This window comes from Nocardia sp. NBC_01503, assembly GCF_036327755.1.
Taxonomy (GTDB): domain Bacteria; phylum Actinomycetota; class Actinomycetes; order Mycobacteriales; family Mycobacteriaceae; genus Nocardia.
This window is the reverse complement of sequence record NZ_CP109596.1, coordinates 940,988-967,800: the sequence shown is the minus strand read 5'-3', so window position 1 is coordinate 967,800 and position 26,813 is coordinate 940,988. Positions and strand designations below refer to the sequence as shown.

At 66.5% G+C, this 26,813-nt stretch carries 25 protein-coding genes; 14 read left to right on the top strand and 11 right to left on the bottom strand.

All coding sequences use genetic code 11. The annotated features are described in order from the left end of the window. Nucleotides 1-845: 845 nt before the first annotated feature. The 5 genes from OHB26_RS04545 to OHB26_RS04525 all read right to left on the bottom strand — a co-directional run bounded on the left by OHB26_RS04545 (nucleotide 846) and on the right by OHB26_RS04525 (nucleotide 6,712). Nucleotides 846-2,804 (bottom strand): HNH endonuclease signature motif containing protein, encoded by a 1,959-nt coding sequence (locus OHB26_RS04545; RefSeq protein WP_330182984.1) that lies wholly within the window; start codon nucleotides 2,802-2,804, stop codon nucleotides 846-848. A 100-nt stretch (nucleotides 2,805-2,904) separates the two neighbouring features. Then, nucleotides 2,905-3,240 (bottom strand): thioredoxin, encoded by a 336-nt coding sequence (trxA, locus tag OHB26_RS04540; protein WP_330182983.1) that lies wholly within the window; start codon nucleotides 3,238-3,240, stop codon nucleotides 2,905-2,907. Further along, entirely contained in the window at nucleotides 3,237-4,181 is a 945-nt protein-coding gene (locus OHB26_RS04535) for a redoxin family protein (protein ID WP_330182982.1), read from the bottom strand. Before OHB26_RS04535 ends, trxA begins: the two co-directional genes overlap by 4 nt. 74 nt (nucleotides 4,182-4,255) lie before the next feature. After that, nucleotides 4,256-5,665 (bottom strand): serine hydrolase domain-containing protein, encoded by a 1,410-nt coding sequence (locus OHB26_RS04530; protein ID WP_330182981.1) that lies wholly within the window; start codon nucleotides 5,663-5,665, stop codon nucleotides 4,256-4,258. A 36-nt stretch (nucleotides 5,666-5,701) separates the two neighbouring features. Further along, nucleotides 5,702-6,712: a poly(ethylene terephthalate) hydrolase family protein gene (locus OHB26_RS04525; RefSeq protein ID WP_330182980.1), complete on the bottom strand. Its 1,011-nt coding sequence runs from the start codon at nucleotides 6,710-6,712 to the stop codon at nucleotides 5,702-5,704. Between the two features lie 438 nt (nucleotides 6,713-7,150). On the opposite strand from OHB26_RS04525, the gene OHB26_RS04520 reads away from it, so the two are divergent. From OHB26_RS04520 to OHB26_RS04485, 8 genes are all read left to right on the top strand, one after another. Continuing rightward, complete coding sequence (locus OHB26_RS04520) at nucleotides 7,151-7,555, top strand: hypothetical protein (protein ID WP_330182979.1); 405 nt, start codon at nucleotides 7,151-7,153, stop codon at nucleotides 7,553-7,555. 102 nt (nucleotides 7,556-7,657) lie between these two features. After that, nucleotides 7,658-9,328 carry a condensation domain-containing protein gene (locus tag OHB26_RS04515; protein WP_330182978.1) on the top strand — a complete coding sequence of 557 codons (1,671 nt, stop codon included), beginning with the start codon at nucleotides 7,658-7,660 and terminating at the stop codon, nucleotides 9,326-9,328. Between the two features lie 3 nt (nucleotides 9,329-9,331). Beyond that, complete coding sequence (locus tag OHB26_RS04510) at nucleotides 9,332-10,768, top strand: glycosyltransferase (RefSeq protein WP_330182977.1); 1,437 nt, start codon at nucleotides 9,332-9,334, stop codon at nucleotides 10,766-10,768. Further along, the gene (locus tag OHB26_RS04505; protein WP_330182976.1) at nucleotides 10,765-11,724 is read left to right on the top strand and encodes an ATP-binding cassette domain-containing protein; all 960 of its coding nucleotides are present in this window, start codon (nucleotides 10,765-10,767) and stop codon (nucleotides 11,722-11,724) included. The genes OHB26_RS04510 and OHB26_RS04505 overlap by 4 nt, the downstream gene beginning before the upstream one ends. Continuing rightward, complete coding sequence (locus tag OHB26_RS04500) at nucleotides 11,721-12,554, top strand: ABC transporter permease (protein ID WP_330182975.1); 834 nt, start codon at nucleotides 11,721-11,723, stop codon at nucleotides 12,552-12,554. The genes OHB26_RS04505 and OHB26_RS04500 overlap by 4 nt, the downstream gene beginning before the upstream one ends. Nucleotides 12,555-12,569: 15 nt before the next feature. Continuing rightward, nucleotides 12,570-13,967: a hypothetical protein gene (locus OHB26_RS04495; RefSeq protein WP_330182974.1), complete on the top strand. Its 1,398-nt coding sequence runs from the start codon at nucleotides 12,570-12,572 to the stop codon at nucleotides 13,965-13,967. A gap of 110 nt (nucleotides 13,968-14,077) precedes the next feature. Next, complete coding sequence (locus OHB26_RS04490) at nucleotides 14,078-14,890, top strand: alpha/beta fold hydrolase (RefSeq protein WP_330182973.1); 813 nt, start codon at nucleotides 14,078-14,080, stop codon at nucleotides 14,888-14,890. A gap of 3 nt (nucleotides 14,891-14,893) precedes the next feature. After that, nucleotides 14,894-15,088: a hypothetical protein gene (locus OHB26_RS04485; RefSeq protein ID WP_330182972.1), complete on the top strand. Its 195-nt coding sequence runs from the start codon at nucleotides 14,894-14,896 to the stop codon at nucleotides 15,086-15,088. A gap of 2 nt (nucleotides 15,089-15,090) precedes the next feature. Here OHB26_RS04485 and OHB26_RS04480 read toward each other — a convergent pair whose 3' ends face one another. Continuing rightward, entirely contained in the window at nucleotides 15,091-15,651 is a 561-nt protein-coding gene (locus OHB26_RS04480) for a PadR family transcriptional regulator (protein ID WP_330182971.1), read from the bottom strand. Between the two features lie 136 nt (nucleotides 15,652-15,787). Here OHB26_RS04480 and OHB26_RS04475 point away from each other — a divergent pair, with 136 nt between their 5' ends. Beyond that, a complete protein-coding gene (locus tag OHB26_RS04475; protein ID WP_330182970.1) occupies nucleotides 15,788-16,798 on the top strand; it encodes an AurF N-oxygenase family protein in 1,011 nt (336 codons plus the stop codon). 84 nt (nucleotides 16,799-16,882) lie between these two features. After that, complete coding sequence (locus OHB26_RS04470) at nucleotides 16,883-18,385, top strand: flavin-containing monooxygenase (RefSeq protein WP_330182969.1); 1,503 nt, start codon at nucleotides 16,883-16,885, stop codon at nucleotides 18,383-18,385. A gap of 95 nt (nucleotides 18,386-18,480) precedes the next feature. On the opposite strand, the gene OHB26_RS04465 is transcribed toward OHB26_RS04470, so the two are convergent. Next, nucleotides 18,481-19,017: a hypothetical protein gene (locus tag OHB26_RS04465; RefSeq protein ID WP_330182968.1), complete on the bottom strand. Its 537-nt coding sequence runs from the start codon at nucleotides 19,015-19,017 to the stop codon at nucleotides 18,481-18,483. Continuing rightward, the gene (locus OHB26_RS04460; protein ID WP_330182967.1) at nucleotides 18,978-19,430 is read right to left on the bottom strand and encodes a hypothetical protein; all 453 of its coding nucleotides are present in this window, start codon (nucleotides 19,428-19,430) and stop codon (nucleotides 18,978-18,980) included. The genes OHB26_RS04465 and OHB26_RS04460 overlap by 40 nt, the downstream gene beginning before the upstream one ends. 407 nt (nucleotides 19,431-19,837) lie before the next feature. On the opposite strand from OHB26_RS04460, the gene OHB26_RS04455 reads away from it, so the two are divergent. The 3 genes from OHB26_RS04455 (at nucleotide 19,838) to OHB26_RS04445 (ending at nucleotide 23,374) form a co-directional block, all read left to right on the top strand. Beyond that, the gene (locus OHB26_RS04455; protein ID WP_330182966.1) at nucleotides 19,838-20,860 is read left to right on the top strand and encodes a helix-turn-helix transcriptional regulator; all 1,023 of its coding nucleotides are present in this window, start codon (nucleotides 19,838-19,840) and stop codon (nucleotides 20,858-20,860) included. Next, nucleotides 20,857-22,278, top strand: a complete 1,422-nt coding sequence (locus tag OHB26_RS04450; protein WP_330182965.1) for an aminotransferase class I/II-fold pyridoxal phosphate-dependent enzyme — start codon at nucleotides 20,857-20,859, stop codon at nucleotides 22,276-22,278. The genes OHB26_RS04455 and OHB26_RS04450 overlap by 4 nt, the downstream gene beginning before the upstream one ends. A gap of 106 nt (nucleotides 22,279-22,384) precedes the next feature. Further along, nucleotides 22,385-23,374 (top strand): hypothetical protein, encoded by a 990-nt coding sequence (locus tag OHB26_RS04445; RefSeq protein WP_330182964.1) that lies wholly within the window; start codon nucleotides 22,385-22,387, stop codon nucleotides 23,372-23,374. Here OHB26_RS04445 and OHB26_RS04440 read toward each other — a convergent pair. After that, the gene (locus OHB26_RS04440; protein ID WP_330182963.1) at nucleotides 23,340-23,579 is read right to left on the bottom strand and encodes an alpha/beta hydrolase; all 240 of its coding nucleotides are present in this window, start codon (nucleotides 23,577-23,579) and stop codon (nucleotides 23,340-23,342) included. The genes OHB26_RS04445 and OHB26_RS04440 overlap by 35 nt on opposite strands. A gap of 176 nt (nucleotides 23,580-23,755) precedes the next feature. Here OHB26_RS04440 and OHB26_RS04435 point away from each other — a divergent pair, with 176 nt between their 5' ends. Then, complete coding sequence (locus OHB26_RS04435) at nucleotides 23,756-24,814, top strand: aminotransferase class V-fold PLP-dependent enzyme (RefSeq protein WP_330182962.1); 1,059 nt, start codon at nucleotides 23,756-23,758, stop codon at nucleotides 24,812-24,814. A 32-nt stretch (nucleotides 24,815-24,846) separates the two neighbouring features. On the opposite strand, the gene OHB26_RS04430 is transcribed toward OHB26_RS04435, so the two are convergent. Next, nucleotides 24,847-25,545: a hypothetical protein gene (locus tag OHB26_RS04430; protein ID WP_330182961.1), complete on the bottom strand. Its 699-nt coding sequence runs from the start codon at nucleotides 25,543-25,545 to the stop codon at nucleotides 24,847-24,849. Nucleotides 25,546-25,716: 171 nt separating this feature from the next. Next, nucleotides 25,717-26,667, bottom strand: a complete 951-nt coding sequence (locus OHB26_RS04425; protein WP_442942850.1) for a carboxylesterase family protein — start codon at nucleotides 26,665-26,667, stop codon at nucleotides 25,717-25,719. Between the last annotated feature and the right edge of the window lie 146 nt (nucleotides 26,668-26,813).

Genomic DNA, 26,813 nt, shown 5'->3' with positions numbered 1-26,813 from the left:
CAAGGGCCCGAAACCCCGCCACCACAACACTTTCAGGACCCCGAAGCACTCCGTCACATCCCGTTCGGAGCCTCCGACGACCTGGACCGTTCGCTCACCAGGAACTCACGCACCGAACCCCGGCGTGTCGCGTACATCAGTTCCTGCTCGACGCCCGAATCCCCCTGGACACGCGATCAGGGGGGCACTGGTGCGGCGATCTCCGGCGTGTCCCCTGCATGAGCGCCCCCCTGATCGCACGTCCAGGGCCTCGAGGGTGGTGGTTCTTCTCGTCTGGGCGTCATGGGGTGGGGTCTTTGTTCGCTCTTGTCTTTTCGGGTTGTGGTTCTGAAGGTTCCCACGGCCATCCAGCCCGGCTGGGTCGCGAGTATTCGCGCTCGATGGGGGGAGCGACAGTGGGGTACGGCAGGCGACGCCACCAGCACTGCCGCGTTTGTTTTGCGTGTCCTCCCGAACCCCGCTGGGACCGCGGGTGATTCGGGCGAGTGTGCTACGAAGTCCCCGGGTGGTAGCCCACTGGTCTTGCGATGGACCACGACCCACGGGTGAGCACCCGAGCCGCGAAAGGCACATAGCCGCACCAGCAGACCCGGTTGCACCGGCAGATGATGCTCTGACGGTTTCCTCGTATGCGCGATTCTCGCCCTCGGCAGCCAGTGTGGAAGTGTCGGGTCATGCGGTGGCACTCGCGGGAATGATCAGCGTCTGGATCACGGAGGCTGGGTGCAGGTGCAGGTGCGGGGTTGGGCGTAGGCGCAGGGCGAATAGGTCAGGGCCGCACCGCACAACACGCCTGTAGCACCGGCGGGTGGTTCCCTGTCGGTGGTACAGGCTGCTCAGCGTCGCTATCGCCGGGTGTGGGAGGTGTTGCGGGTGTTGAGCCATTCCTCGAGCCGTGCCCGCTCGCGTTCGTCACGGGCGTGGATACGGGCCAGGGTCGCGGCCGTCAACTCTCCCGGATGGTGCCGGTGATTCACTTGGGGTGTGCCGGTGGGGTCGATGTGCGGGGGTGCGATCCACCCCGTGTGGCCGGGGTAGTCGGTGTCCGGGCCCATGACCACGGTTTTCCATCCGCCGGGGCCGTCGTGGACCAGGCCGTGGCAGGCATCGCACGCCAGTGTCAGGTTCTCGATATCGGTCGGTCCGCCCTTGACCCATTCGGTGATGTGATGCACCGCCGACAGCGAGGCGGGCGCGGTGCATCCCGGTCGGGTGCAGCCTTTCTCGGCGGCGATCAACGCCAACCGTTGGGCTCCGGTGGCCAGGCGCTCGTTCTCACCCAGGTGCAGGGGCAGGTCGGTGACGGTGAAACCGGGTGCGGGACTGGCCGATACGGCACCGGTCGCAGCAGACGCGGCACCACGAGTGGTGACCGGTGTCGCGCCACAGGCCGTGCCGGATGCGGCGCTGCTGGATATGGCAGTGCCGGTCAGGGCACCGCCGCCAGATCCAGCACAGCCGGACAGGGTACTGCCGCCCAGGGTGCCGCCCGATGCGACACTGCCATTTGCAGTACTGCCATTTCCAGCACTGCCAGGCATGGCACCGATGGTGCATGACGCCCTGCCGCGAGATGCGCCGAGCACGGCACCACCGCACGCCACACTGCCAACTCCGGCCTTTCCCGCACCGCCAACTCCGGCACCGCCAACTCCCGCATTGCCGACTCCGGCACTGTCAGGTGTGGCACCGCTGGCGCGGGCAGCCTTCCCACGAGACCCAGCGGATGAGCGACGGACGCGGGCCAGGTGGATCGGGGCCCCGGCCTTGTCCAGCACCGCCACGAAAGTACTCGAATCGCTGGCGGTGGCAGCCAATTTCAGGGCCTCGGACACCGACAGGGTGCCCCCGGTCGCGGTGGTCGCGATACCGGCACCACGCTCCACATCGGCCACCGACATACTCAACACCGCCGCGACCGGCAGGCCACGATGGTTGCCGAGCATGGCCGGGTCCACTCCGAAACGCAGGAAACCCAGCAGCGCATCATGATTGCGTTGCGCGGCGGTGCGGCCATCACGCTTGGCCGCCGCCGCCAACACCCCACGGTCGGCGGCATCGGCGGTGCTACGAGGGCTGTCGGTGTCCTCGGGGTTACACACGCCCGGGCGCGCCCACTTGGCCAGCATCGGATCCAACACCGCACGCAACGCCGGAGTGATCTCCCCCGACACCGGGGACATACCGTTCACCCGCTGATGCCCGATACTCAACCCACGCAAACGTTGACGATCACGCTCGGCGGCCAACTCCCCGTCGGGGTGCACCCGGATCAGGATCTCGTTCCCCAACCGCGGCAGGGCATCGGGCAAACCCGCGCGCGCGTAGTCGGTCAGGATCCGTTCGGCGGTCTCCTTCCTCTCATCCGGGAGGGTGTCGGGGAGTTTGTGCAGCGCGGCCACGATGTGCCGGGTGTGATCAGCCGAGATCGCACCCGCACGCTGAGCCTCGGCAACCAAGGGCAGTATCGGGTCGAGCTCGCCGGTGGGAAACACCCGGGGCGACACCAGCTTCGCGGTGTTCCAGCGCCCGGTGGCCTCGGCATGGGACAGGCGCAGGGTTTGTTCCAGGAACTTGACCGGGGTCGACACACCCGCACGCGCGGCCAGGCAGCGGGTACCGGTCTCGACCGTGAAACGATGTTTGACCGCCTCCAGTGCGCGGATCGCCGTTTCCACCACCCGCATTACCTCGATGAATTCCTCATCGGAATGCGGAGTCAGGGACGCGTCCAGGAGGCCGTCCACCGCGGCGAGCAGCGCCGAAGCGCTGCTCACGAGTGCGGTGGTCCCTCCCGAATTCATGCCTTTATTCTACCGTGATAGAACAGGCCGGGAAAGGCTAATTCTATTGTGATACAAGAATATTCAGAAGCGATCGCCTTTCGCTGGATTGGACTTTCGACTATTCGTGGCTCGCGCTCAGTATCTCGTCGAGTTCGGCGAGCAGCTTCGCTTTGGATCGGGCTCCGACCATGGTTCGGACGGGCTCGCCGTTGCGGAACAGGATCAGGGTTGGTGCCGACATGATGTGGTAATCCCTAGCGGTGCTGGGATTCTCGTCGGTGTTCAGCTTTCGGATGGTGAGGAGTCCGTGCCGCTCTGCGGCGATGGCATCCAGGACGGGGGCGATCATTCGGCAGGGTGGGCACCATTCTGCCCAGAAGTCCACCAGGACAGCGCCTTCATGGGTGAGGACCTCGTGTTCGAAGGTTTCGTCGGTGACGGCGGTGATACTCACAGCGGGTTCTCTTTCAACCAGGAAAGCACTTGCTCGGCATGCTGATTCGGGGGGAATGCGGGGTAGAAGACGTGCTCTATCGCGTTGTTTCGGATGATCAGGGTCAGGCGCGTGTACAGGCGGGTTCCGTCGACCTCGAATGTCGGCAGGGATAATGCGTTTGCGAGGCGCAGTTCGGGGTCGGACAGCATGGTGAAGGGCAGACGCAGTCGATTGACGACTTCGCTTTGATAGTCGGAAGATTGACTCGAGAGGCCGAATACGTTATCCGCGCCCGCGGCGATCAGATCCGTGTGATGGTCGCGGAAACCGCACGCCTCCGCCGTGCACCCTCGAGCCCCCGGGAGGGCATCCCATCCGTCGGGGAGATCGGTGTCGGGCCGACCGGTCAGCGGATACAGGTAGAGGACGGTTCGCCGCCCCCCGAGCGTTGCGAGATCGATTCTCGCGCGGGCACTATCGGACATCGTCAGCTCGGGCATTCGCAGCCCGGGCAGATGTGCGGCCGCTCCGTCATCCTGGGGCTCCGGCATATCGCTGGGTAGTGTCGATAGATTCGGCGTGGATGTGACTGTCGGAGCTGCGGTATTGCGATGCGCGGCATCACGCAGCCGACGAACAAGTTCGTCCCTGCGCTCCGTCAGCGTCGCGATCTGATCGGTCAAATCGGCTATGGCCCTGCGGTATTCGGCCAATGATGCCGGGCAGTCATCCACGAATTCGCCACCCGATGACAGGCACTCGAGGAAGGGCCGCGTCTCCTCCACCGCGATACCCAGACGGTTCAAGGCCCGGATTTCGCGGACCAGCCGAACGGACTCGTCGTCATATTCGCGATAGCCGTTGGGATGGCGCGCGGGTGTGACCAACCCCAGCGCCTCATACCGCCGAATCGCCTTCGGGCTCACCGCGGCCAGTTGTGCGAGTTGACCAATCCTCATCAACCGAATGTAAACGCTGCCCCCGGGGGCAAGGTCAAGTCAGGCGCTCACCCACCTCGTGGTATCGAGACCGGTCAGCGCTGACCTTTGCCGAGCGCGGACAGCACTCCGGCGAGCTGGCCGGCGGTGTCGATGGTGGCGGCGAAGATGTCCTGGGGGACGAGTTTGCCGTTGCACCACAGGATATTGCAGTCGGTCGAGGCGTATGGGCCTGTGCCCAAAAGGATTTGGGCGACCTGGGCGGGGTCGGTCCAGAAGGCCAGGTCGTCCAGGGAGCCGATTACCGGGCCGAAGTTGTCGGCGTAGCGGTACGGGTCGTCGTAGGGTTCGGCCGGTTGGTCGGAGACCGCCGCGGTTACCCGGCGGAGGAATTCCTTGTTGTCCGGATTGGATTCGGCGGCGAGGGAGGTCTGGATATTGTTCGGGTCGATACCCGAGGGGACGCCCAGGCGGACGATCACCATATCTCGGCTGGGGATTACGGCCACGAATTGACCCAGTGCGCCTACGAAGGAGTAGAGGTCACGGGGCGCGCCGGGGAACATCGCGTGGTCGAATACCTTCGCGGTGGGGACCGTCGCGGTTTTGTAGGAGTCGCCCGCATTGAGCCAGAACAGGAAGCCGTAACCGCCATTGGCGGAGGTCGGTTCGGTGGCCTGGCGAATGTAGTCGGGGTCGATCAGTTGCCGATCACCCCAGCGGCCGTTGTCGAGCATGAGCTGGCCCAGCCGCGCGAGATCGTCGGCGCGCATGGCCATGCCGCCGTTGACGGCGGTATGGCCGCTGCGGTCGCGCAGCCAGATCCAGTTGCCGCGATCGATTCCCAAGGGGGACATGAGTTCTCGCTGGACGAAGTCCTGGAAGTCCAGACCGGTGGTGATCTCCACGATCCGGGGGAGCAGGACGAGCACGGCCTGGCTGTACTGGAAGGTGGTTCCGGGCGCGAAATCCAAAGGAGCGGATAGGGTTTGCAGTACCTCATCGGTGGCGATACCGGCGATATCCGCGGCCCAGCTGAAGTGCAGTCCGGTGGTCTGGTTCAGCACCTGGCGGACCGTCAGCGCGGCGTGTTCGGGATCGGCCCGAGGAAAGAATCGACCCAGCGGATCATCGAGGCTGAAGTAGCCCATGGTGATCGCCCGCCCGATGGCCACCGAGGCGACGCCTTTGGAGGCGCTGGCCAGCGGCGCCGGGAGATTGCCGGTTTTGGTGCGGTCGCCGACCAGGCAACCGTGCCGGTACACCTGTATGGCGTATGCGCCCTTGCCGGAGCCGAAATCGAGCGCGTCGTTCAGCACCGCGGGATCGAATCCGGCATCGGCGGCCTCCGAACGCTGGAAAGGAGTCGACCCGGCGGGTTCGGCGCATTCGGCGGGATCCGCTGCGGCGGTGGGTAGTACGGGCGACAGCAGCGTACAGGTGGCGGCCAGCGCGGTGCTGGTCAGTGCCGCGCCGAAGCCATGCCGCCAATGTCGAATTTTCACGGTCTTCCTTCGAAAGGTATTCGTCGAGAACATGATTCAGCGGACCTCGTTGGCCAGCGCATTGCGCTCGACACTGAAGTAGGTCTGGTCGGCGGGCAACTGCCAGTCGGGCCCGACGAAGTAGCTCTTGGCGGTCTCATCGCCGAATCCCAGATAGCGCAGCCAGGCCACCGCAGTACCCGCAGAGAGATAGTTGTCGATCCCGTCGACCACCGAGAAGTGGCTCACCCCACGCGCGTTCGCGATCCAGGCGGGTGCGTTGAAGGTCAGGTTGTACTGCCACCACCGCACCCACGCGAAGTCCGGCACCACGAAATCGTTGTAGCCGGTGAGGAATAGCGTCGGCACATTGATGAGCGCGCCCACCGCCAGCGGACCGGGCTGAATGGCCAGTACACCGGTCACATGCAGTTCGGGATCGACGGACTTCTCCACCGGCGGGAGCAGCGTGGCGATTTGCAGCGATGCCTGCCCGCCACCGGAGTGGCCCGCGAATACGGTGTGCGACAAATCGATTCGCCGATACAGCGGAGAGGCCGGATCGCGATCGGTCGTCATGGCCACGGCCAAGGCCGCCGCGGGCACATATGCCAGCGAGTTGAACCACTCGTAGGCGATCACCACCACGAACCCGTTGCTGACCCACTGCCGCGCCAGCCGGTCGTACTGGCCCGGATTGGAGTCGAATCCACCGGTGAGCACGATCAGCGGCGCACTGCCGAGGTCGGCGATATCGGCCGGATAGTAGGTGTTCACGCCCGCCGGGGACTCCAGGCCATTGGGGAACGCCTGCGTACAGGTCAGATCGTCGCGATTGCCGAGCAGGTGCACGGCGATGTGCTGGATCATCCCGTACACCGAGTCCTGGCAGGGATTGGTGCGCACCGACGTCGACACCGGATGTGGCCCGTCACCACCGAAGACGGTCTGCGCGGTGGCGGCGGGCGCGGGTTCATCGGCCGCCGCCACCGCGGTCCAGGATCCGGCGAGCATGGTCGCCGCCGCCAGTGCCGCCGCGACGGCGCGCCGCGGTGCCATAACCCTCATCGTCGAGGTCCTTCCATTCCCTGCCCCAGCCGAATGAGTGAAACCAGCTGGTCTCAGAGGAGGCTAGCGAAGAGTGGCGCACAGCACAATGACTCGAGTCGCCAGCGTGCACGCGCATCGGACCCCGGTGCCGGTGCGGCGCGGATTGTGCGCGCCCGCACCGAATTCCGCGCGCTGAAATCCGGTGAAAGTGAATGACGGGCCAATTTTGTTTTGCAGTGGCCTGGCGCACAGTGAAATGGCGCGGAACATTCCGTTAACCATTTGTTTGCGAGCACTTGTATTGCGGAGTACGCGAAACGGTGATGTTCTTGGTTCGCGCCCGAATCGGCGCCATTCCCGGCAGCGTCGCCGCCGCTCTCTCAAACTGCTCGTCAGCCGAGCCGCCGTTTCGGCGCACCGCTTCAAACTGATGAAGGTTCGAAAGGAATTCAGGCAATGAACGCACGTTTCGTCACCCGGGTTGCCGCCGTATGCACCGGCGCCGCACTGACATTCATCGCGCCTGCCCTGGCTACCGCCGCACCGGCGGGAGACGGCGCCTCGTCTCCCGCCGATGCGGGCAAATCTGGCGCTCAGTCCCTGTTGCCGCAGCTCGGTACCGGTTCCGCCGCTGTCGGCACCGGTAGCGCGACCGGCGCGGGTGTGCTGGGCGCACTCGGCACCGGCAGTTCGGCCGCGGGATCGCTGGCCGGACTCGTTCCCGGACCGGGCTCGATTCTCGGGCTGCTCGGCACCGGAAGTGGCGCGGCCAGTGGTTCCGCGCAGGCGGGCGGCACGCTCGCACAGGCACTCGGATCGGGCAGTGCCGCCGCAGGCGCCGGCTCCTCCGGTGCGAACTAGCCATTAGCTTCCAATTCGCTCGAGGTGAATAGAAGGGTTGTGGATCTTTACGAAATCCGTACGCCCCGACCATTGAGCATCTAATTCGATGAGGACATCGATATGGAATACACGCACCTATCCGAATTCGCCCTGCGCCCGGGAACATTGACGCTGTGGCGGCCCGAGCTCGGCGCGGACCACGATTGGACCGCCGACGAACGACCCTTCACCAGCGTGCAGGTCCGGCATTGCCTGGACACCGACCCGGACGATCCTCGCCCCGGTCGCGGGCGCTGGATCGGCACCATCTTCGAAATGGATGCGCCCTTCCAGGCCGAACATTGGCGTGAAACCGTACGCCGCTGGCATGCCCGGCACGAGGGACTGCGCACCACACTCGACACCGCGAGCGGACCGGAACCGCGCCGGATGAGCTGCGCTCCGGAGGCGGTGGACGTGGCCGACGAGCCGGTGCCGGGCATCACCGACTCCGGAGCGATCAGCGAATACCTCTGCGACACCTTGGAACAGCGGCTCTCCGCGCTGGTGTGGCCGCACTGCCTGCTCGCCACGGTCGAACACGCGACCCCCGATTTCACCGTGCTGATCGCCGCCGATCACTCCGTCATGGATGCCTATTCGCAGGCGATCGTGATTCTGGAGCTGCGCACCCTCTACCGCTCGATCGTGAACGGCGAACCCGTACGGGAGTCCGAAACATTCGGCAGTGCGGCGGATTTCGCGGTTCGAGAGCGCGATGCCGCCGCCACGCTCACCCCGGGCTGCGAAGCCGTGCGACTGTGGCAGAACTTCCTGGACGGCTCCGGCGGCATGCTCCCGCGTTTCGAACCCGCCATTACCAAGGGCAGCGGGACGCCGTCGGCGCTGCCGCAGACCAGCGTTTCGCGAAAATTGCTGCCGCTCAATGAACTCGAGCAGATCGAGACCATGGTCACCGCGCGCGGGCATCGCCTCTCGGTGGCGGTCTTCACCGCACTGGCGATTGCCTACCGGCGGGCTTACGGATACATCTCCATGCGGGCGATCATGCCCATCGCCACCCGTCCTGACCTGAAGTGGCTCGAATCCATGGGCTGGTTCGTCAATGTCGTCCCCATCGACATCACCCTGGACCCGGATCTGAACCTCGACAACGCATTGGAGTCCACCCGCAAGACCCTGCGCCGCTCCCGAGTCGCCAACGACGCCACCTGGACTCGCGCCCTGGAGCTGTTGAACTGCGGCGACCACCCGCGCTTCGGCATCTCTTTCCTGGATATCCGGGTCCTGCCCGACTACGAACTGGTCGAATCCCTGCGCGGCCACACCCTGCGCGCCGAGTCCTACTCCGGTGACGAGGTCTTCTTCTGGATCGTCCGCGCCGCCGACGGACTGCGCCTGTCCACCCGTTTCCCGGCCGCGTTCCCGGCTCACGAAATGGACCGCTTCCTCACCGAATTCACCCGCGCCATGCGCGAATTCGCCCAATCGGAGACCGCCGTCGATGCGGTATCGGAGGAGGTTGGCGAGGTCAGCTCCGCCGGGTCCAGAGCGCTACCCGACCCGATGCCCGCCGCACCTGTCCTCGCCTCGGCTGTGGCGGCGCGTGAACAGGCACCCGCTGTCTCCGGGCAGCGGTCGGCGGGGCGGCCCGCCGGCGAAGTGGTACCGGTCGCCAGCGGTCGAACGCCGATGGAAGGGCCGGAGTGTGCGGTGGTGCCCGCCGAAGCCGTCGCGTCCGCCGCTGATAACGCGGCCTCGCAACGGGTTCCGGTATCGGCGCGGGGCTGAGCCGTGAAGGTGCTATTGGCCTTCGCGGGCAGCCGGGGTGATGCACAGCCCGGAACGCTGCTGGGCCGGGAGCTGGCCGCTCGCGGGCATCGGGTGACGGTAGCGGTCTCGCCGAATCTGGTGGAATTCGCTGCCGGGTACGGGGTTTCGGGCGTGCCATGCGGGCTCGACACCGGCGAGCTGCTGCGCGCGCAGCAAAAGGACCGCCGATTCTCCAGCTGGAATCCGGTACAGCGGATGCGCGCCCTGGTGGATCTGCAACGTCGCGGATTCGCCGAGGCGGCACGGGATTTGCGTGCCATCGCCGAGGACGCGGATGTGCTCGTCACCGGCATGGCCTGCGAGGAGCTCGCCGCCGAGATCGCCCGCTCCCGTGGGATTCCCCTGGCGGCCATGCACTTCTTCCCGATTCAACCGAATCGCTCCGTGCCGGTGGTTCCCACCCCAGCGGGGAATCGTCTGCCGGGCACGGTGAATCAGCTGGGCTGGCAGCTGCTCGGCAGGGCGCGAGCGCGCTCGCTGACACCCGAGATCGCCGCGCTCCGCCGGACCATCGACAAGGGCGCTGAGGTACGCCGCGGCGAGGCGACCGACACCGCCTACCGTGCCGATGCGGTCGGCCGAGGCGAAACGGTTGGTGTCGAATCGGGGAGCATCCGCCCGGGGTCACCGGCTCGGATCGCTCTGCAGGCGTACGACATCGAGCTGTTCCCGGGTCTGGCGGAGGAGTTGTCCGGTTCGCCGGTGACAGGTTTCCCGGTCGTTTCCGGCGCGGGTTCGGCGATGTCCTCGCACGGCTCGACCGACGCCATCCCGCGCCTGCTGGCGGAGTGGCTGCGTGCCGGGGATCCGCCCGTGTACGCCGGATTCGGGTCCATGCCCGTCGCCGATCCGGTCGCGGTGGAGCGCATGGTGCGCGAGGTATGCCGCAGCCAGGGCCGCCGAGTGCTGTTGACCGGCACCATGTTCCCGGACGAGATCGGACCGAGAGCGGCGGTGCTGCCGCAGGTCGATCACCGGGCGGTACTGCCGCGCTGTGCGGTGGCCATCCACCATGGCGGGGCGGGTACCACCGCGGCGGCGCTGCGGGCCGGAGTGCCCTCGGTGATCTGCTCGGTCCAGGCCGACCAACCGTTCTGGGGACGCCAACTGGAGACGCTCGGACTCGGGGCCACACTCCCGTTCACGCAGTTGTCCGCGGATCGCTTGGAGCAGGCCCTGATTCGCGCCACCGAGCCCACCGTCATGCTGCGGGCATCCGCCTACGGTATGCGCTTCCGCGATGACGGCGTCGCTCGAGCCGCCGATGTCATCGAGTCCCTGAACGCGGCACCGGAAATCGATTCCGATGCACCACAGGCGAATTCAGCATCGTCTACGACCGTCTCGGCAGAGCTGCCGACGGGTGTGGCGACCCTCAGGATCGGAGGTACTCGATGAGTACCGAGCTGGCTATCGAAACAGAGTCGCTGGGAAAGACTTTCGGCGCACTCACCGCCGTTGACACGGTCGATCTGCGGGTCACCGCGGGCACCGTCTTCGGGCTGCTCGGCCCGAACGGTGCGGGTAAGACCACCATCGTGCGCATGCTCGCCACCCTGCTGCGCCCGGACTCCGGCCACGCCACCGTCTTCGGCCACGATGTGGCACGCGAGGCGACCGCCGTCCGCTCCATGATCGGGCTCACCGGCCAGTACGCCGCGGTGGACGAGAACCTCACCGCCGTGGAGAACCTGCGCCTCTTCGGTCAGCTACTCGGCCTGACCCGCCGCGCCGCCGCCCAGCGGGCGGACGAACTGCTCGAACAGTTCGAGCTGACCGCCGCCGCTCGCCGCCGAGTCGGGTCCTTCTCCGGCGGTATGCGCCGTCGCCTCGACCTGGCGGCGACGCTGATAACTCTGCCGCCCTTGATCTTTCTGGATGAGCCGACCACTGGGCTGGACCCGCATACCCGCGAACGCATGTGGTCGGTGGTCCGCGAACTCGTCGATCGAGGCGCGACCATCCTGCTCACCACCCAGTATCTGGAGGAGGCCGACGCGCTCGCGGACCGCATCGCCGTCATCGATCACGGCAGCGTGGTCGCCGAAGGCACAGCGGCCGAGTTGAAGTCATCTCTCGGCGAGGAGATGCTCCGCATCGACCTCATCGATCCGGCCCAGCGCCCGCTCGCCGACGCGGCGGTCGAACGCATCGTGGGAGTCACTCCGCTGCACGGCGATACGCCCACGACCCTCACGGTCCCGCTGCGGGACATGGACAGTGCCGCCGATGTCATCACCGCCTGCCGCACCAGCGGAATTCGCCTGCGCGGCTTCGCGGTCGATCGGCCCGACCTGAACTCGGTCTTCCTCGCCCTCACCCAGCACTCCGTGGACCGAAAGGTATCGGCATGACCGTCCTCGTCGAGACCTCCGTGGTCACCGAATCGCGACCGCGTATCGAGCGCAAGCCCACCGTTCATCACATCGGACCCGGTGCGGCGCTGCGGCAATCGCTCACCATGGCCAAGCGCGGCATGCTGACTTTCCGGCACAGTCCGCAATTGCTCTATGACGCGGTGCTTTTGCCGATCATCGGCCCACTGCTGTTCGGCAACGTGTTCGGCACCGCCATCGCGGGGAGCCTGCACGCGTATCTGCCGACCCTGGTGCCGGGTGTGCTGGTGCAGATCGTGCTCACCTCGTCGGTGGCGACGGGGGTGCAACTCTCCGAGGACATCCGGTCCGGTGTCTTCGATCGCTTCGTCGCCATGCCGATAGCCCGGTCCGCACCGGTCACCGGTGCGCTGGTCTCCGGCGCGACCAGATATGTGATCGCCGCGCTCATGGTGCTGCTGGTCGGATTCGGGATGGGTTACCGCCCTGAGCATCCCGGCGGTCTCGTGCTCGGCGCACTGTTGGTGGTACTCGCCACCACCGCCATGAGCTGGATCTTCGCCTTCATCGGTGTCACGGTGGCCCGTCCGGCGGCGGTGCAGGGTATGTCCATGCTGGTGCTGACCTTCCTGAGCTTCGCCTCGAACGCCCTGGTTCCGGTCGAGGCCATGCCCACCTGGCTTCGGCACGTCTCGGACTACAACCCGGTCTCGCATCTGGTGGCCGCCGTGCGCACCCTCGCCGATGAGGGCCGCGCGGGCAGCGATCTGGTCTGGTCGCTGGCGGCCGCACTGCTCGTCGCGATCGTGTTCGCCCCCTTGACCGTTCGTACCCTGCGCAATCGCTGATTGGAAGGACCGGCCATGTCCAGCACCGCAACCGCTCGCCCGATCCGTTTCGCCTCGCCCACCCCGGTCCGGTTGAACCGCCTGACCGCCGATGACGACCTGTTCCTCAAACTGCATTCGCTGTACGGCAACGCCCTGGTCAATCAGCTGGCCTGGCGTTTCGACGAGCCGGTGGATGCCGTTGTGCTGGAACGCTTTCACGCGCATCTGGCGCACGGCTTCCTGTCTCGGCGGGTGCGGACCACCGCCGTCCCGTTCGCCCGGCCGTGGTGGGTGCCCGCCGCCCGGTCGATTCCCCTGGACATCGGATCCGAGCCGGTCGCGGAGGATGGTGTGCTGGACTGGTTCTTCGACCAGAGCCGGGTGGAGTTCGATCCCGCCGTCGGGCGGGTATGGCGACTCTCCGCCGCACCGACCGCCGCCGGTGGCATGCTGCTGTCCCTGGTCACCTCGCATGTCGGCGCGGACGGGGGAGCGGTGCTGTACGCGGTCGGCGACGCGCTGGACCGGTTGGAGACCGGTGCGCCGGTGGATACCGCCACCAGTTCCGGTCGCCTGGTGGGGAATACGCCCCGAACCGGGTTGTACCGCAGGCATTTCGCCGATGCGCTGGGTCAATTGCGCTCCGCCGCATCGGGTATCCGTGCGGCCGTCGCCGCCCGCTCCGTACAGGAGCCCGCCCGGAATCCCCGACCGGCCGAACCCGCGCTGGTACTGCCGGATCGGCACACCGCCGCCAGCCTGGTCGTGGAGGTCGGACTGGTCGAATGGAATTCGGTAGCCGCCGCGCACCGGGGCACCGCCAACGGCCTCATGGTCGGGGTGGCGGTGGGCATTCTGGGCCGCTCCGGTCGAATCGCCGACGGCTCCGAAGTCCGCGTCGATATCCCGCACTCCATGCGAGTCCCCGACGACCCGCGCGGCAATGCCACCACCGGCCTGCCCATCGCCGTCCCCTACCGCGCCGGTGAACTCACCGACCTCGCCCGGGTCCGCGCCGCCATCAAAACAGCGGCCCGCGCCTACGCCGATCCGGCCACCACCCCCGCTCTGCAACACCTGCAACCGGTCCAGATGATGCTGCCCCGCTTCGTCCTGGACCGCTTCTCCCGGACCGCCAAGGCTCCCGAATGCCTGTGCACCAACCTCGGAGAAACCGGCCAGTCGGTGGCCTCCTTCGCGGGCGTCCGTGCGCGCTCGGTGCTGATGCGCCCGGTCGTCTGCGTCAATGACACCGAGCTGTTCCGCCGAGTGGAGGTCGGCCTGAACCTCTCCTGGTCCAGTGATGGTGCAACCGTCACCCTCGCGGCCACCGGCGCGGATCCCGACCGCTTCCCGACCCGCGACTCCCTGCGTGAATGCGTGGCGCGGGAGTTCGCGGCCTGGGGGTTGCGCCCGGTCTTCTGGACCTAGCCTTTGGGATATGTGTCAACGTACATATTGTTTACTTGGGCTCTTCGGGTATCTTCGCCAAGAAGGCGTAAATACATATGTGCCTATAGACACATTCCCAGGAGGATTTTGTGCGCACTCTCGCCGCAGCGACCGCAGCCCTGGCGATCGTCGGCGCGGTATCCGGGCCGGGGAGCGCGACCGCCGCGCCCACGCCGCCCACTCCGCTCGACACCCTGACCGCGTGCTCCGCGCAGACCCGTGCCGATCCACCGGTGCTGCTGATCCACGGCACCAATGCCACCGTCGAGGCGAGCCTGGGCCCGGTGCGCCAGGCGCTGCTCGACGACGGCCGTTGCGTCTACGGCCTCGACTACGACTCCCGCGGATCGGTCGCCGCCTCGGCGGCCTACTTCGCCGCCTCGGCCGAGCGGATTGCCGAACTCAACGCGGTGGACGCCATCGATGTGGTCGGAAAGTCCCAGGGCGCGTTGATCGCCCGCGCGGCGAGCCTGGAATTCACCGGCCGAGCCAATCCCATGCGATCCGTGGTCGCGATCAGCGGTCCGCACTACGGTGTCGAACCGGCCGGAATCAATCTCGCGCCGCTCGCCGCGGCGGTGCCGCCGGGCACCTCGGCCCTGCTGGACCTGATGGCGGGCTCCCCGTATCTCGCGAAGCTCAACAGCGGTCCCATGGTCGCGCCCGGCGTGCGCTACACCATGATCGGCAGCCGCGACGATCAGATCGTGACCCCGTACACCTCGGCCTTCATCGATGCTCCCGGTGTCACCAATATCGTTCTCCAGGACGGCTGCCCGCAGGATCACGCGGGCCATCTGGCCGAATCCACCGATCCCCGAACCGTCGATCTGGTGCTGCATGCCCTCGACCCGGATCGGCATCCCACCGTTCGCTGCACTCCGAACGAGGACCGGAAGTAGTTCATGCGCAAGAAGATCAGCAGGCGGGCCTTCGCCCTGGGCGCATTGGGAGCGGGTGCGCTGTACTCGTCGGCGCGCACCGCACCGCCGACCAGCGCGCCCGCCTTCGTCCCCGGCGATACCGTATCCGAAACGCGCACAGCGGTTTCCGGCTCGGTCGAGTTGCCGCCCTACTCGGAGACCGTTCTCCGAGCCTGAGTTCACTCCGGCCGATTCTCGAAATCGGCCAGGGTGACCTCGAGCCAGCCGATATAGGCGGCGGTGGAGGAGCGGCCGTGTTCGTGGGCCGCGCGCATGACCTGTCCGGCCCATTGCGGATCGATTCCGTCAATGGGTGCGAGCGCACCGGTCAGCGCGTCCACCCGGGTCGGCGTGCGCACCTGCGCGCGCCGATAGTCGAGTTCGGTGCGCAGTATGGCGATGGCGTGGTCGCGGCCCAGCATGCCCGCGAACAGGAAGCGCAGCATGAAGTCCGGATCCAGCGGTCGCGGTGCGGGTTCGTACGGTGTTGCCGCCCAGGCCGCGTGGGCCGCGCGACCGTCCGCCGTCAGTCGATACACCTTGGCGTCGGGTTTGCCCGCGCGGGCGTCCACATCGAACTCCACCAGTCCGCGCTCGACCAATTTGCCGAGCGTGCGATACACCTGCGGCAGTGAGACCCGGTAGCCGATGAATCGTCCCGGCCCGTCCATCCACTTGCCCAGGTCGTAGCCCGACAGCGGGCGCAGTGCCAGCAGGCCGAGGATGAGATGGTCCAGCATGCCCTCAGCATATGTGCTGGCGCAGCTATGCCCGCGATTGCCGGTGGGGCACAGCGGGATTGCTGTTGACGGGTTGCCAATTTAGGTGTAACCATGAGGTACAGTTATTTTGGTCACTCCTCGAGAGGCTCTGACAATGGCGTCAGCATCCATTACGACGACATCGGCCCAGCCCGATCCGGAGTTCGCGCTCGCCCAGCGGTACGCCGAGAAGCTCCTGCTGCTCTCGCAGGGCTCGGTCGACAGGCATTTCGATCCTTTCGCCGATATCGATTGGGACCACCCGGATTTCCAGGTCGACCCGCGCGATAGGCGCTGGATTCTGCCCAAGGCGGGCGATATGTTCGCCCGGCACCCTTGGTACCAGGCGCTTTCCGAGGCCCGCAAGATCGAGATCGGGCTGTGGCGGCAGGCCAATATCGCCAAGGTGGGCCTGCAGTTCGAGACCCTGCTCATCGGCGGCATGGTGCAGCACACCTTCAGACTGGCCAATGGTGATCCGGAGTTCCGGTACTGCACCCACGAGGTGATCGAGGAGTGCAATCACACCCTCATGTTCCAGGAGATGGTGAACCGCATCGGGCGCGATGTGCCCGGTATGGGGCCGATTCTGAAGAAGCTCACCTATGTGGTGCCACCGCTGGCCGCGGTCTTCCCGAATCTGTTCTTCATCGCCGTGCTCTCGGGGGAGGAGCCGATCGACCACATCCAGAAGTCGATCCTGCGCGCCGGGGAGCAGGTGCATCCGATCATGCGCGGTGTCATGGCGATTCATATCGCCGAGGAGGCCCGGCATATCTCCTTCGCCCACGAGTTCTTGGAACACCATGTCCCGCAGGCGAATCCGCTGAACAAGTTCGTGCTGTCGCTGGCCTTCCCGATCGTCATGTGGATCGGCGGGCGGGCCATCATCATTCCGCCGCGCGCGTTCTTCCGGGAGTTCGATATTCCGGACCGGGTGCGCAAGGACGTCTTCTTCGGTCTGCCCGACTCCAAGGAGACCTTCGCCGGGTACTACGCCGATGTGCGGACCCTGGCCAAGCGCATCGGTCTGATGAATCCGATCGCCAAGACCGTCTGGAAGGTGTTGGGTATCGACGGCCCGGCCACTCGTTACCGCTCGGAGCCGCAGCGTAAGGCAGCGTGAGTAGACGTTACCGCGAATAACAGATAATATTCGGCGAACCCGGACGACGGAGCCCGGGCGCGAACAGACGAAGCGAGTACCCCAATGACGCGGCATGTCGACGTACTGATCATCGGCGCGGGCCTCTCCGGTATCGGCATGGCCTGCCATCTGACCAGGGAAAATACCGGGCGCAGCTATCTGATCCTGGAGCGTCGCACCGCCATCGGCGGCACCTGGGACCTGTTCCGCTACCCGGGCATCCGCTCGGACTCCGATATGTACACCTTCGGCTACGGCTTCCGCCCGTGGATCGGCACCAAGGTGCTCGCCGACGGCCCGCACATCCGCCAGTACGTGGAGGACACCGCCGCCGAATACGGCGTCACCGACCGCATTCGCTTCGGCCGCAAGATGACCACGGCCCGCTGGGACAGCGCGGCCGGGGTCTGGACCGTCGAGGCCCTGGACGAGCGCACCGGTGAGACCGAGATCTACACCAGTAACTTCCTGGTCGGCTGCACCGGCTACTACGACTACGACAAGGGCTTCCGTCCGGAGTTCCCGGGCGAGGAGAACTTCACCGGGCAGATCGTGCATCCGCAGCACTGGCCGCAGGATCTGGATTACACCGGTAAGCGCGTGGTGGTCATCGGCAGTGGCGCGACCGCCATCACGCTGATTCCGGCGATGAGCGATAAGGCCGCGCACGTCACCATGCTGCAGCGCTCGCCCACCTACATCGCCGCGTTGCCCGCCGATGATCCGGTCGCGGTCGGGCTGAAGTTCGCGAAGGTGCCCGCGACCATTGCCTACAAGGCGGGGCGGGCGCGCAATATCGCCCTGCAGCGCGCGAGTTACCAACTGTCGCGGACCAATCCGAAGCTGTCCGCCAAGCTGATGCTGGCGGCGGTGCGGGCGCAGGTCGGATCCGGTATCGATATGCGGCACTTCACCCCGTCGTACAACCCGTGGGATCAGCGGCTGTGCGTGGTGCCCAACGGTGATCTGTTCAAGACGCTGCGCAGCGGAAAAGCCTCCATCGCAACCGATCACATCGAGACCTTCACCGAGAACGGTATTCGACTGCGCTCGGGCGAGGAGCTCGAGGCCGATATCGTGGTCAGTGCGACGGGTCTGAACGTGCAGATGCTGGGCGGTGCCAGCCTCGAGGTGGACGGTGAGCAGCTCGCGACGCGAGATCTGGTGGCGTACAAGGGCGCTCTGCTGAGCAACGTGCCCAACCTGATGATTATCCTCGGCTACACCAATGCCTCGTGGACGCTCAAGGCGGATCTGGCCGCGGAGTACTTCTGCCGCCTGCTGAACCATATGAAGGCCAAGGGTTATACCGAGGTCGTCGCGGTGCCGCAGGAGGGCGATCGTTCCGAGGCTTCGCTCATGGGTGGTGCGCTCACCTCCGGATACATCCAGCGCGGTGACAGCGTCATGCCGCGTCAGGGCACGCGCGGTCCGTGGCTGGTGATCAACAACTACTTCCGCGATCGCACCATGCTGCGCAAGGGCGCGATCGAGGACGGCATCCTGCGCTTCGGGCGCGGGGCCCGCAAGGCAGAGCCTGCCGGGGCGGAAACCCTCTCCGCCTGAACGTAATCCGGTAGCTGCGGGTCCAGGCCGCGCCGATCAATAGCCCGACCGCCGGTCGATGGCGATGTCCCCTCCACGCCGCCATCGACCGGCGATCAGCCTGTGGTGGTGCCGATCAACAGCGCCACCAGGACCAGGCAGGTCGCGGCGGTCATGGAGGACAGGGCCCAGCGGCTGATATGTCTACTGCCGGTGCGGATATTGGTGACGGTGGAGGCCCGGAACTCCCCGGACCGGCTCTCATGCCCCTCGGCGAAGGCCGGATCGCCGAGGTGTAGATCGGTGCCGAACCAGGGCAGGAAATGCAGTGTCCACTGTGCGCCGGCATCATCGGTGATGCCCAGCCGCATGCCCGTACGCCACCGAATAGGCGCGAATGCCCGTGCCGCGCGCGACATGGCCCCGATGTGTGCGGTCGCCAGCACGTGGACCAGCAGTGCCGTCGCCGCGACCGCGCCGAGCGTGCCGGCCATGACCTCCCGGGACAGCGGCCGCAGCCCCTCCAGCAGCAGTGTGACGGCGGCGAGCAGGAACCAGAAGGGTTGCAGTACCGGCATTTCCATCGGCCGCGGATCGGCCGTGACGGTGCCGATCAGGCTCGACCGGCGGTAGCCGGAGGTCGGCAGTGGCACTGCCGCGATCCGTGGCAGTGGCTGTGCGCAGCCGCGGCAAAGCTTGGCATTGCCGCGGCTGGTCCAGCCGCACCGGTGACATCTGAGTGTGGCGTCGGAATACACAGCTTCTCCTGACTGCGGAGCGTGTCCCGCTGTGCCACCCGAATCGACAGGCGCACAACGACTTCCCGGAGGGTGGTACCCAGCTCGCCGGCGCGGATGGCGGCCAGCTCCAGGGCGATATCGCCGTCGGCGGGGGCGGGATCGCTCAGGATCTCGTCCAGCACCATGCCGCTGACGGCCTGCTCGAAGGTCAACTTCCGGTCCGGCAGCCAGCTCAATTCCCATTCGTGCTCGGAAGTGGTTGAGCGGAGCGCTATTTCGGGCGTCACGTCACTGGTGATCAACCACGTGGTGAATGCGAGGGCCATGGGTGCGAACACCTCCTCGGGAGCTGCAGGCACTCTCGCGGCTGAAAGTGCCTGTGCCATAAAGGATATGTGATGTCACTCATGGCAAAAAGCGAGATCTTGTGGTGCTGGAAGTTGAAATAGATCCGAGCTGGATATCAAGTAAGCATCATGGTGAATTGGTGTCCTGAATCTGCGCCGAATTACGCCTGATCGCTTGAAATCCGAGGCGAATCGGCCTGTCTCGGAGCATCTGTGATTACCCGGCACGCTCCGAGTAGTCGCTGTTGAAGGCGATTTCGGCGGCTGCAATCTTGCAAATCGAAAACTCCCCGAGCCTGTATGGCACACATGACACATCGTGCTTACTATGGGTGCCGCATGGCACGTGGGTGGCACGGCAACGGAACTCTGATGGGAGAGGCAGCATGTCTCGCTCAGCCGCGGACGGCGAGCAGGTCGGCGACCTGGTCCGCCGACTCCGCAAGGAACGCGATCTCACGCAGTTGCAACTGGCCGAACAGGTCGGTTGTTCGCGCAGCCTGATCCAGCAGATCGAGAACGGCACTCGGATACCGCCGCTCGCGCTGCGCGAACGGCTGAGTTCGGTACTGGGCGAACGGATGCCGGTGGTCGGGACCGAGACCGCCGCCGACCTGGTCAGCAGTGATCTGCGCATGCAGTTCAATATCCTGCTCGGCAAGGATCCCGATGCGGTGGCGCGCGTGCTGGCCATCGCGCAGAGCCTGATCGACGTCGGCGCGGCGCGCGGTGAGGTGAAACCGCTCGGCTTCATCGCCAAACGTCAGCTCGAACGCGCCGAAGAACTTTTGACCCAGATCCCATCGGGTAGTGCCACGGTGTGGGAGTGGAACACCATCAATGACTGGTTGACGGTGCTGGGCAACGCCTCTCGGGCGATCTGCGCCATTCACACCGCCGACCTCGGCGCCATCGGCGGAGATCTGGGCGATGAGTACCACCTGGAGATTCTGCGGCTGGCCCGCGCCGGGGTCTCGGTGCGACGACTCTACGTCATCGACGAGATATCCGATGTGGTGCCGTACGAGGACAAGATCTGGCAACAGGTGCGCGCGGGCGTCGAAACGGTGCTGGTGGACCGCCTACACGCCAGCAACGCGCAGAGCATGCTCATAGTTGACGAGAGCTATGTGACGACAGGCGAATACGATTACGCGCGGCGCGAACGCGTCGCTACCCGCTTCTCCGCGCTCAAACACGACGTTCAGTTCGCGCAGAGCAGGTTCGACAAACTCTACGAACTCAGGAGTGCCGGAATGGCCCTCGTGGTCAACGAAATCATGGCGCGGCCGACGCTGGCGCGGCTTCCGCGACTCGGTCCGGATGACAGCCGTGCGCTGTTCCGCACCGCACTCGCGCAGACCTGGGCCGACGGCCCCGGCACGAGTGGGGAAGGCGGGTACCGGTGACCGAACGCACGGCAGTGCTGTGCCCGGACCCGGTGCGCCTCACCAATCGCTCCGATGAGCGCAAGCAGGCCGCACGCGCCTACCTCGGCCCCGATCCCTGGTTCCCCGGGACGCGGGACCGGGCCTATCGCGGGATCATCGACGCCTATCACGGCGAGACCGGGCTGCATATGGATGACGTCACGGTCGACGCCCTCAATACCGCCTGGCGCGAGGTGATGACCCGCACCCAACCCGACGAGTACCGCGATGGGCGGCTGTACGACAAGAAGCAACCCCTGGTGCTGCGAGAGTTGGCGGCGCAGCGGCTGTTTCAGCGCCTGCACGCGCCGGTGCCGGAGGTGGCCGGGGTGCGGGTCGATCCCGGCGAGGTGCTGGTATGTCCATACTCCAGCACGGTGCTGCTGGAGGAGGCCATCGCCACCATCGCGCGACCGGGCGGGGTGCTGGTGTGCCCGGAGGGGTACTACAAGAGCGCCAGCGTGCATATCGCCAAGTACGGGCTGCGCATGGTCTCCAGTAGGGCGACGCCGGACCGCGAGTTCAAAATCGATCCGGTCGAGTTGGCGCGCACGCTGGAACACCATGCCGCACAGGGGAATCTGTGCGGAGTCATGTTGACGCTGCCCGGTAATCCGGTGGTCGCGGAGTACACCGTGGCGGAGCTGACCGAGATCGGCCGGGTGCTGGTGGCCGCGCGGGTGCCCGTCATCTGCGATATGTCCTTCGATCTGCTCGTCGACGATCATCTGCCGATCGCCGCGCTCACCGTGCCGTCCCCGGACGGGCCGGTGCGGCTTTACGATCGGGTATTGAGCATCACCGGAAATTCGAAGGCATACAACGCTTTCGGTCCGAACAAGATCGGCGCGGCCTGTACCGGCAATACCGTGTGGCTGGAGGAGATCCGAGCGCGACTCTGCGTCTCCTTCCAGCGCGAGACCACGCATCTGGCCCGCGCCACCATCGAGCACACCGGTTGGGATCAGCTGGCGCACAATCGAAGTCTGCTGCGCGCACAGGTCGAGACCGCCGGTGCGCTGCTGGCCGGGATCAATGACCGGATCGGTGCGCAGGTACTGCGACCGCTCGGCAGTCGGCAGGGCATGTTCATGACCGTCGAATTCGATACCGATCTGCTGACGAGCGCCGGCGTCCGGACCAGTCCGGAATTGGAGGATCTGCTCCTCACCATGGCCGGGATCGACAGTGTGGCCTTGGGGCGTACCGGATCTCACCGTCTCGGTGTCCGGCTCAATGTGGCGGCACCCCGCTACGGGGCAGGTCAGGAGGACGGTGCGGTCGAGCTCCTGCACGAGCTCTTCGATCGCATGGAATGCCTCCTGCACCGGCTGCGCGGTGGTATGACCTACGGAGATGCCCTGTCGGAGCGGCGGATTCCCGCCATCGCGTCATGACCGCGGAGCTCGGGTCCGGTGCGCGCGCGTACGCCACGGCGGCTGGACTCGGGGGGCGTGGGCGTGCGGCCGCTACCGAACCCGCGCGGAGCGGTGGGTGTGCGCCATGATCGTCGGTGTGCCGCGAGAAACCGCCGCCCAGGAGCGGCGGGTGGCACTCACCCCGGCAGATGTCGCGCGGCTGCGGGGCAGTGATGTTCGGGTGCGCGTCCAGCAGGGCGCGGGCTGGCGGGCCGACTTCACCGACCGTGCCTATGTCGAGGCCGGAGCCACGCTCGTCGCACACCGCAGGGAGGTATTCGCCGACGCCGACGTCATAGCGTGGGTGAAGCCTCCGGTATACGATCTGGACGCCATGCCGCTGCATCCCGGTCAATCCCTGCTCGGTTTCCAGGATCCGGTCCACCGCGAGGCGCGTATCCGCTCGCTCGAGGCGCGTGGTGTGCATTCGGTGGCCTTCGAGCGGATATCCGCCGAACATACTGCCGCGCAACCGGATCCGCTCTCCGCAATGAGCATGATCGCGGGCGATGTCGCCTACCGTACCGGCCGTGCGTTGCTACCCGCCCGTGTCCAGGCCCGCCCCATCAGGACGCTCGTGATCGGCTGCGGCCGCGCCGGGTTGGCCGCCATAGCCGCGGCGGTGCAATGCGGTGACGAGCGTCCGACCGCGATCGGTATTCGCGCCGAACAGCGGGAATCCGCAATAGCCTGTGGCGCAGCGCATTTCCTCATGTCACCGACTCCGCGCGCCATTGTCGGCCACCTCACGGCCGATGATCCGGAACTGATCATCTGCGCCGCGGGCCATCGCGGCAACCAAGCCCCGATCCTGCTCGACGACTCAGCCCTGAACGCTCTCACCGCCGGTACCGTGGTCGTGGACCTCACCGCCAAGGCAGGCGGCAATTGCATTGCCACCGTGGCGAATTCCACCGTGCGGCTGCCGACCGGCATCACCATCGCGCACCGCTCCAACTACCCGGCAGACCGCCCCCACGCGGCCAGTCGCGCCTACGGTGCGGCTACCGCCACCGAAATCCTGCGCCTCGCACAGGATCTCAACCAGCCGGCGTCGCCTGCTCCACACCGGTGAGGAGGTCCGCGATCTCCGCGATGGCGCGACGAGCCTCCGGAATGGGGAAAAGCGGCCAGACGTGCGGCATGCCGGGGTATTCATGCCAGGACAGTGTGAGCCCGAGTTCGGTTGCGCGCGTGCGGAAGTGGTGTGCGTCGACATTGACAATATCCCGCGTGCCGGTGAACAGGGCGGTGGGCGGTATCGGCGACGATCGCGCCACCGAGGAGTTGATCGCGCGCTGTCAAGCCGCTCGTTTCCACTGTTCGGACGCCGATCTCCGCGCCTGCGGCCGGCCTGTTCGGCAGATCCGGATCCGGAAGTCCCTGAACCGAAACCATGCCAGTTCCGGCACCGGTGGATATTTCGCACCGGGCGCGGTGCGCCCAGACTGGGAAGATGACTACCGCGCCCGCCCCCGTGCTCCCCGCCACCGTCCGGGACGCTTTCGCGCCGACGGTCACCTACCTCAATGCCGCCAGCTACGGACTGATGCCCAAGGCCGCCCTCGCGGCGGTCGAGGCGGCCGAACGCGGCCGGGTGAGCGGCGAATTCGAGATACCCGATATCGATCGGACGGTACTGGACTGCCGTACCGCCTTCGGCCGGATCGCCGGGGTTCCGGCCAATCAGGTGGCGATCGGCAGTCAGGTCTCGCCGTTCGTCGGCTTGGTGGCCGCGAGTCTTCCGGCGGGTGCGCGGGTCCTGCTCGCGGAGCACGAATTCACCTCCGTCAGTTGGCCTTTCCTCGCGCGAGGGGATCTGCGGGTGCGGATCGTGCCGATCGCCGAGCTGGCCGCCTCGGTACGCCCCGACGATGATGTCGTCGCGGTGGCCCTGGTCCAATCCGCCGACGGCTATGTGGGGGACGCACAGGCCGTGGTGGCCGCGGCGCATGCGAACGGTGCGCGGGTGCTGTTGGATCTGAGCCAGGCGGCGGGCTGGGTTCCGGTGCATGACACCGGGGCCGATTGGGTGGTGAGTGTGGGTTTCAAATGGCTGCTCGGTCCCAAAGGCACTGCCTTCCTGGCCGGGACCGAGGCCGCGCTCGATACCCTGCGCCCACTCGCCGCGGGCTGGTACGCCGGTGACAAGCCGTGGGAGACCGTCTATGACGCGCCACTGCGGTTGGCCGAGGACGCCCGCCGCTTCGATGTATCGCCGGTGTGGCCCGCCTGGCTCGGCCAACTCCCGGCCCTGGAACTGGTGCTGTCGGCCGGTATCGAGAACATCCACCGGCACAATGTCGCGCTCGCCGATCGACTGCGCACGGGACTCGGTCTGCCCGTGGGCAATTCGGCCGTCGTCTCGCTGGAGGTCACGCCCGAGACCCTGGATCGGCTACGGGCGGCACGGGTGATCGGGGCCGTCCGCGCCGGTCGGTTGCGCCTGGGCTGTCATCTCTACAACACCGAGGCCGATATCGATCGGACGCTGAATGTGCTGACCGGACACTGACTTTCGAGAAGCAACCGACTTTCGCGAGTCCGTCAGATCGGCTGGAAGCCCGAGCCGATGCCCTTACCGGCGTCCACGGCGGCCCGCACCGAGTCGAAGGAGACCGCGATCACCGGGGAGTGCAGGGGATTCCCGGGATTGGTGCAGCTGAACCGCAGACCGACGGTGTCGTTGATGAGCGGTCCGGAGACCAGCCCGACCAGTTGATCGCCGATGGTCAGTGGCCCGCCCGAATCGCCGTAACTGGAACACGCCTGATCGATGAACCCGCCCGGACCCGCCGACCACACTGTGCCGCAGGCGAATCCGCTGGTGCGACCGTTCTGGCAGGCCACATCCCAGGTCGCGGGCAGTTCACCGATACCGGTGATGGTGGTCGCGCCGACCGTGCGCAGCGGGCTCACCATTGCCGGATCGAATTCGATCACGGCGTAGTCCAACTCCGCATCGGAGGTACGCACGACACCGAGCACTCCGGCATCGGGAAAGAGTTCACCGCGGACCGGGGTTCCGGCCTCGGCGCAGTGTCCCGCGGTGAAACCGACCAATCGCCCGGCCGCATCGTGACCGATGGTCGTGAGACTGCATTTGGTGGCCCGCCCCAGCACAATCCCGGATCCGCCGCCGAGCGCCGCCCGGGTGTCACCCGGATCCGCCTGCGCCTGTGCGGCGGACATCCCCAGCGTGGCCACGACCACGGCGGGCACGGCCCACCGGCGAAATCCGAGCATATGGAACCACCCATCCGTCTCGACACCCCGATTCGGAGTTGCCATCAGTTTGCCATTGCCGTACACGAACGGTGGCATACCCGGTGTGCGGACCGGTAACGCTCGCCGGTGGATATTCGTCGTGGGCGGGGGTTGGGCTGGTGGCCGGTTATCCCGGCCGCCGATGACCGCTCAGCGTAGCCAAAGGGCGCGCTGAGCGGCGAAGGGGTCGGCCTGGACCCGCGGCGATTCGGACCAGATCATGGTTTGCCGCTGCTCGGTGGTGTAGCGCGGCCAGGCATTGCCCGGATCGCCATTGGTGATGAAGGACACCCACGATTCGTGCACGGCATCCGCCAGCGACTGGGGTGGATTGTCACCCGCGACCGCGGTCACGCCCGGTGCCTCGAGGCAGTCGAAGGCGAACGGCACATCCAGGCGGTGGAAGGAGGCGCCCTTGAACCTCGGCGCATCCGAGGCCCAGGTGAATTCGTAGAGCCAGGTCGGCTGATCGCGATTCGCGCGATCCTCCGCGAGCTTGAACGAGGGCGCGCGCAGTAGTAGATCGCTCTGTGCCTGGCCGAGCAGCTGGGCGGCATTGTCGGTCGGGTACGCGGTGCGGAAGGCGGCGATATCGCTGGGCGGCAAGCCCATTGCGGCGAACGCGGCGGGCAGGGCGGCATCGGCGACCGGCTGATCCTGGGTCATGGCGTTGAATTCGTCGCGGGTGAAGCCCAGCAGCAGTGGAACATCGGTTGCTCCACCGGATTTCAAAAGCTCCGGGGTGGCGAGCGGAATGGTGCTGCCATCGGCGAAGGGCGCCAGGGCCAGGGCTGAGCCGCTGTCCGGGCCGATCTCGCGCAACTTGTCCTCCAGATCCTGAATCTGGTTGCCGGACAGGTCCTTCAGCGCGGCGGCGGTGGCGGGCAGGCCGGTGCGCTTGGTGAACAGTTCGGTGAGCGCCATCGCGGTGGCCCGGTCATTGGGCTGCGATACCGCGCCCGAGGCCGAAATGTCCGCGCGGAGAAGACCTTTCGCCGATGGTGCGGCCATGAGGGTCCATACCGCACCGCCACCGGCGGACTGTCCCGCCACGGTGGCCTTGGCCGGATCGCCGCCGAAGGCCGCGATATTGTCGCGCACCCAGGTGAGCGCCGCGATCCAGTCCGGTATCGCGCCGGACGCCTTTCACCGGGCCGTAGGTGGTGGTCTGTGCCGCCGTGCCGTTGCGCGCGATTCGAGCGGGCGTCTGACCGGTGCCCGCGGTCGGTTGGGGCGGGCGGTAGCGC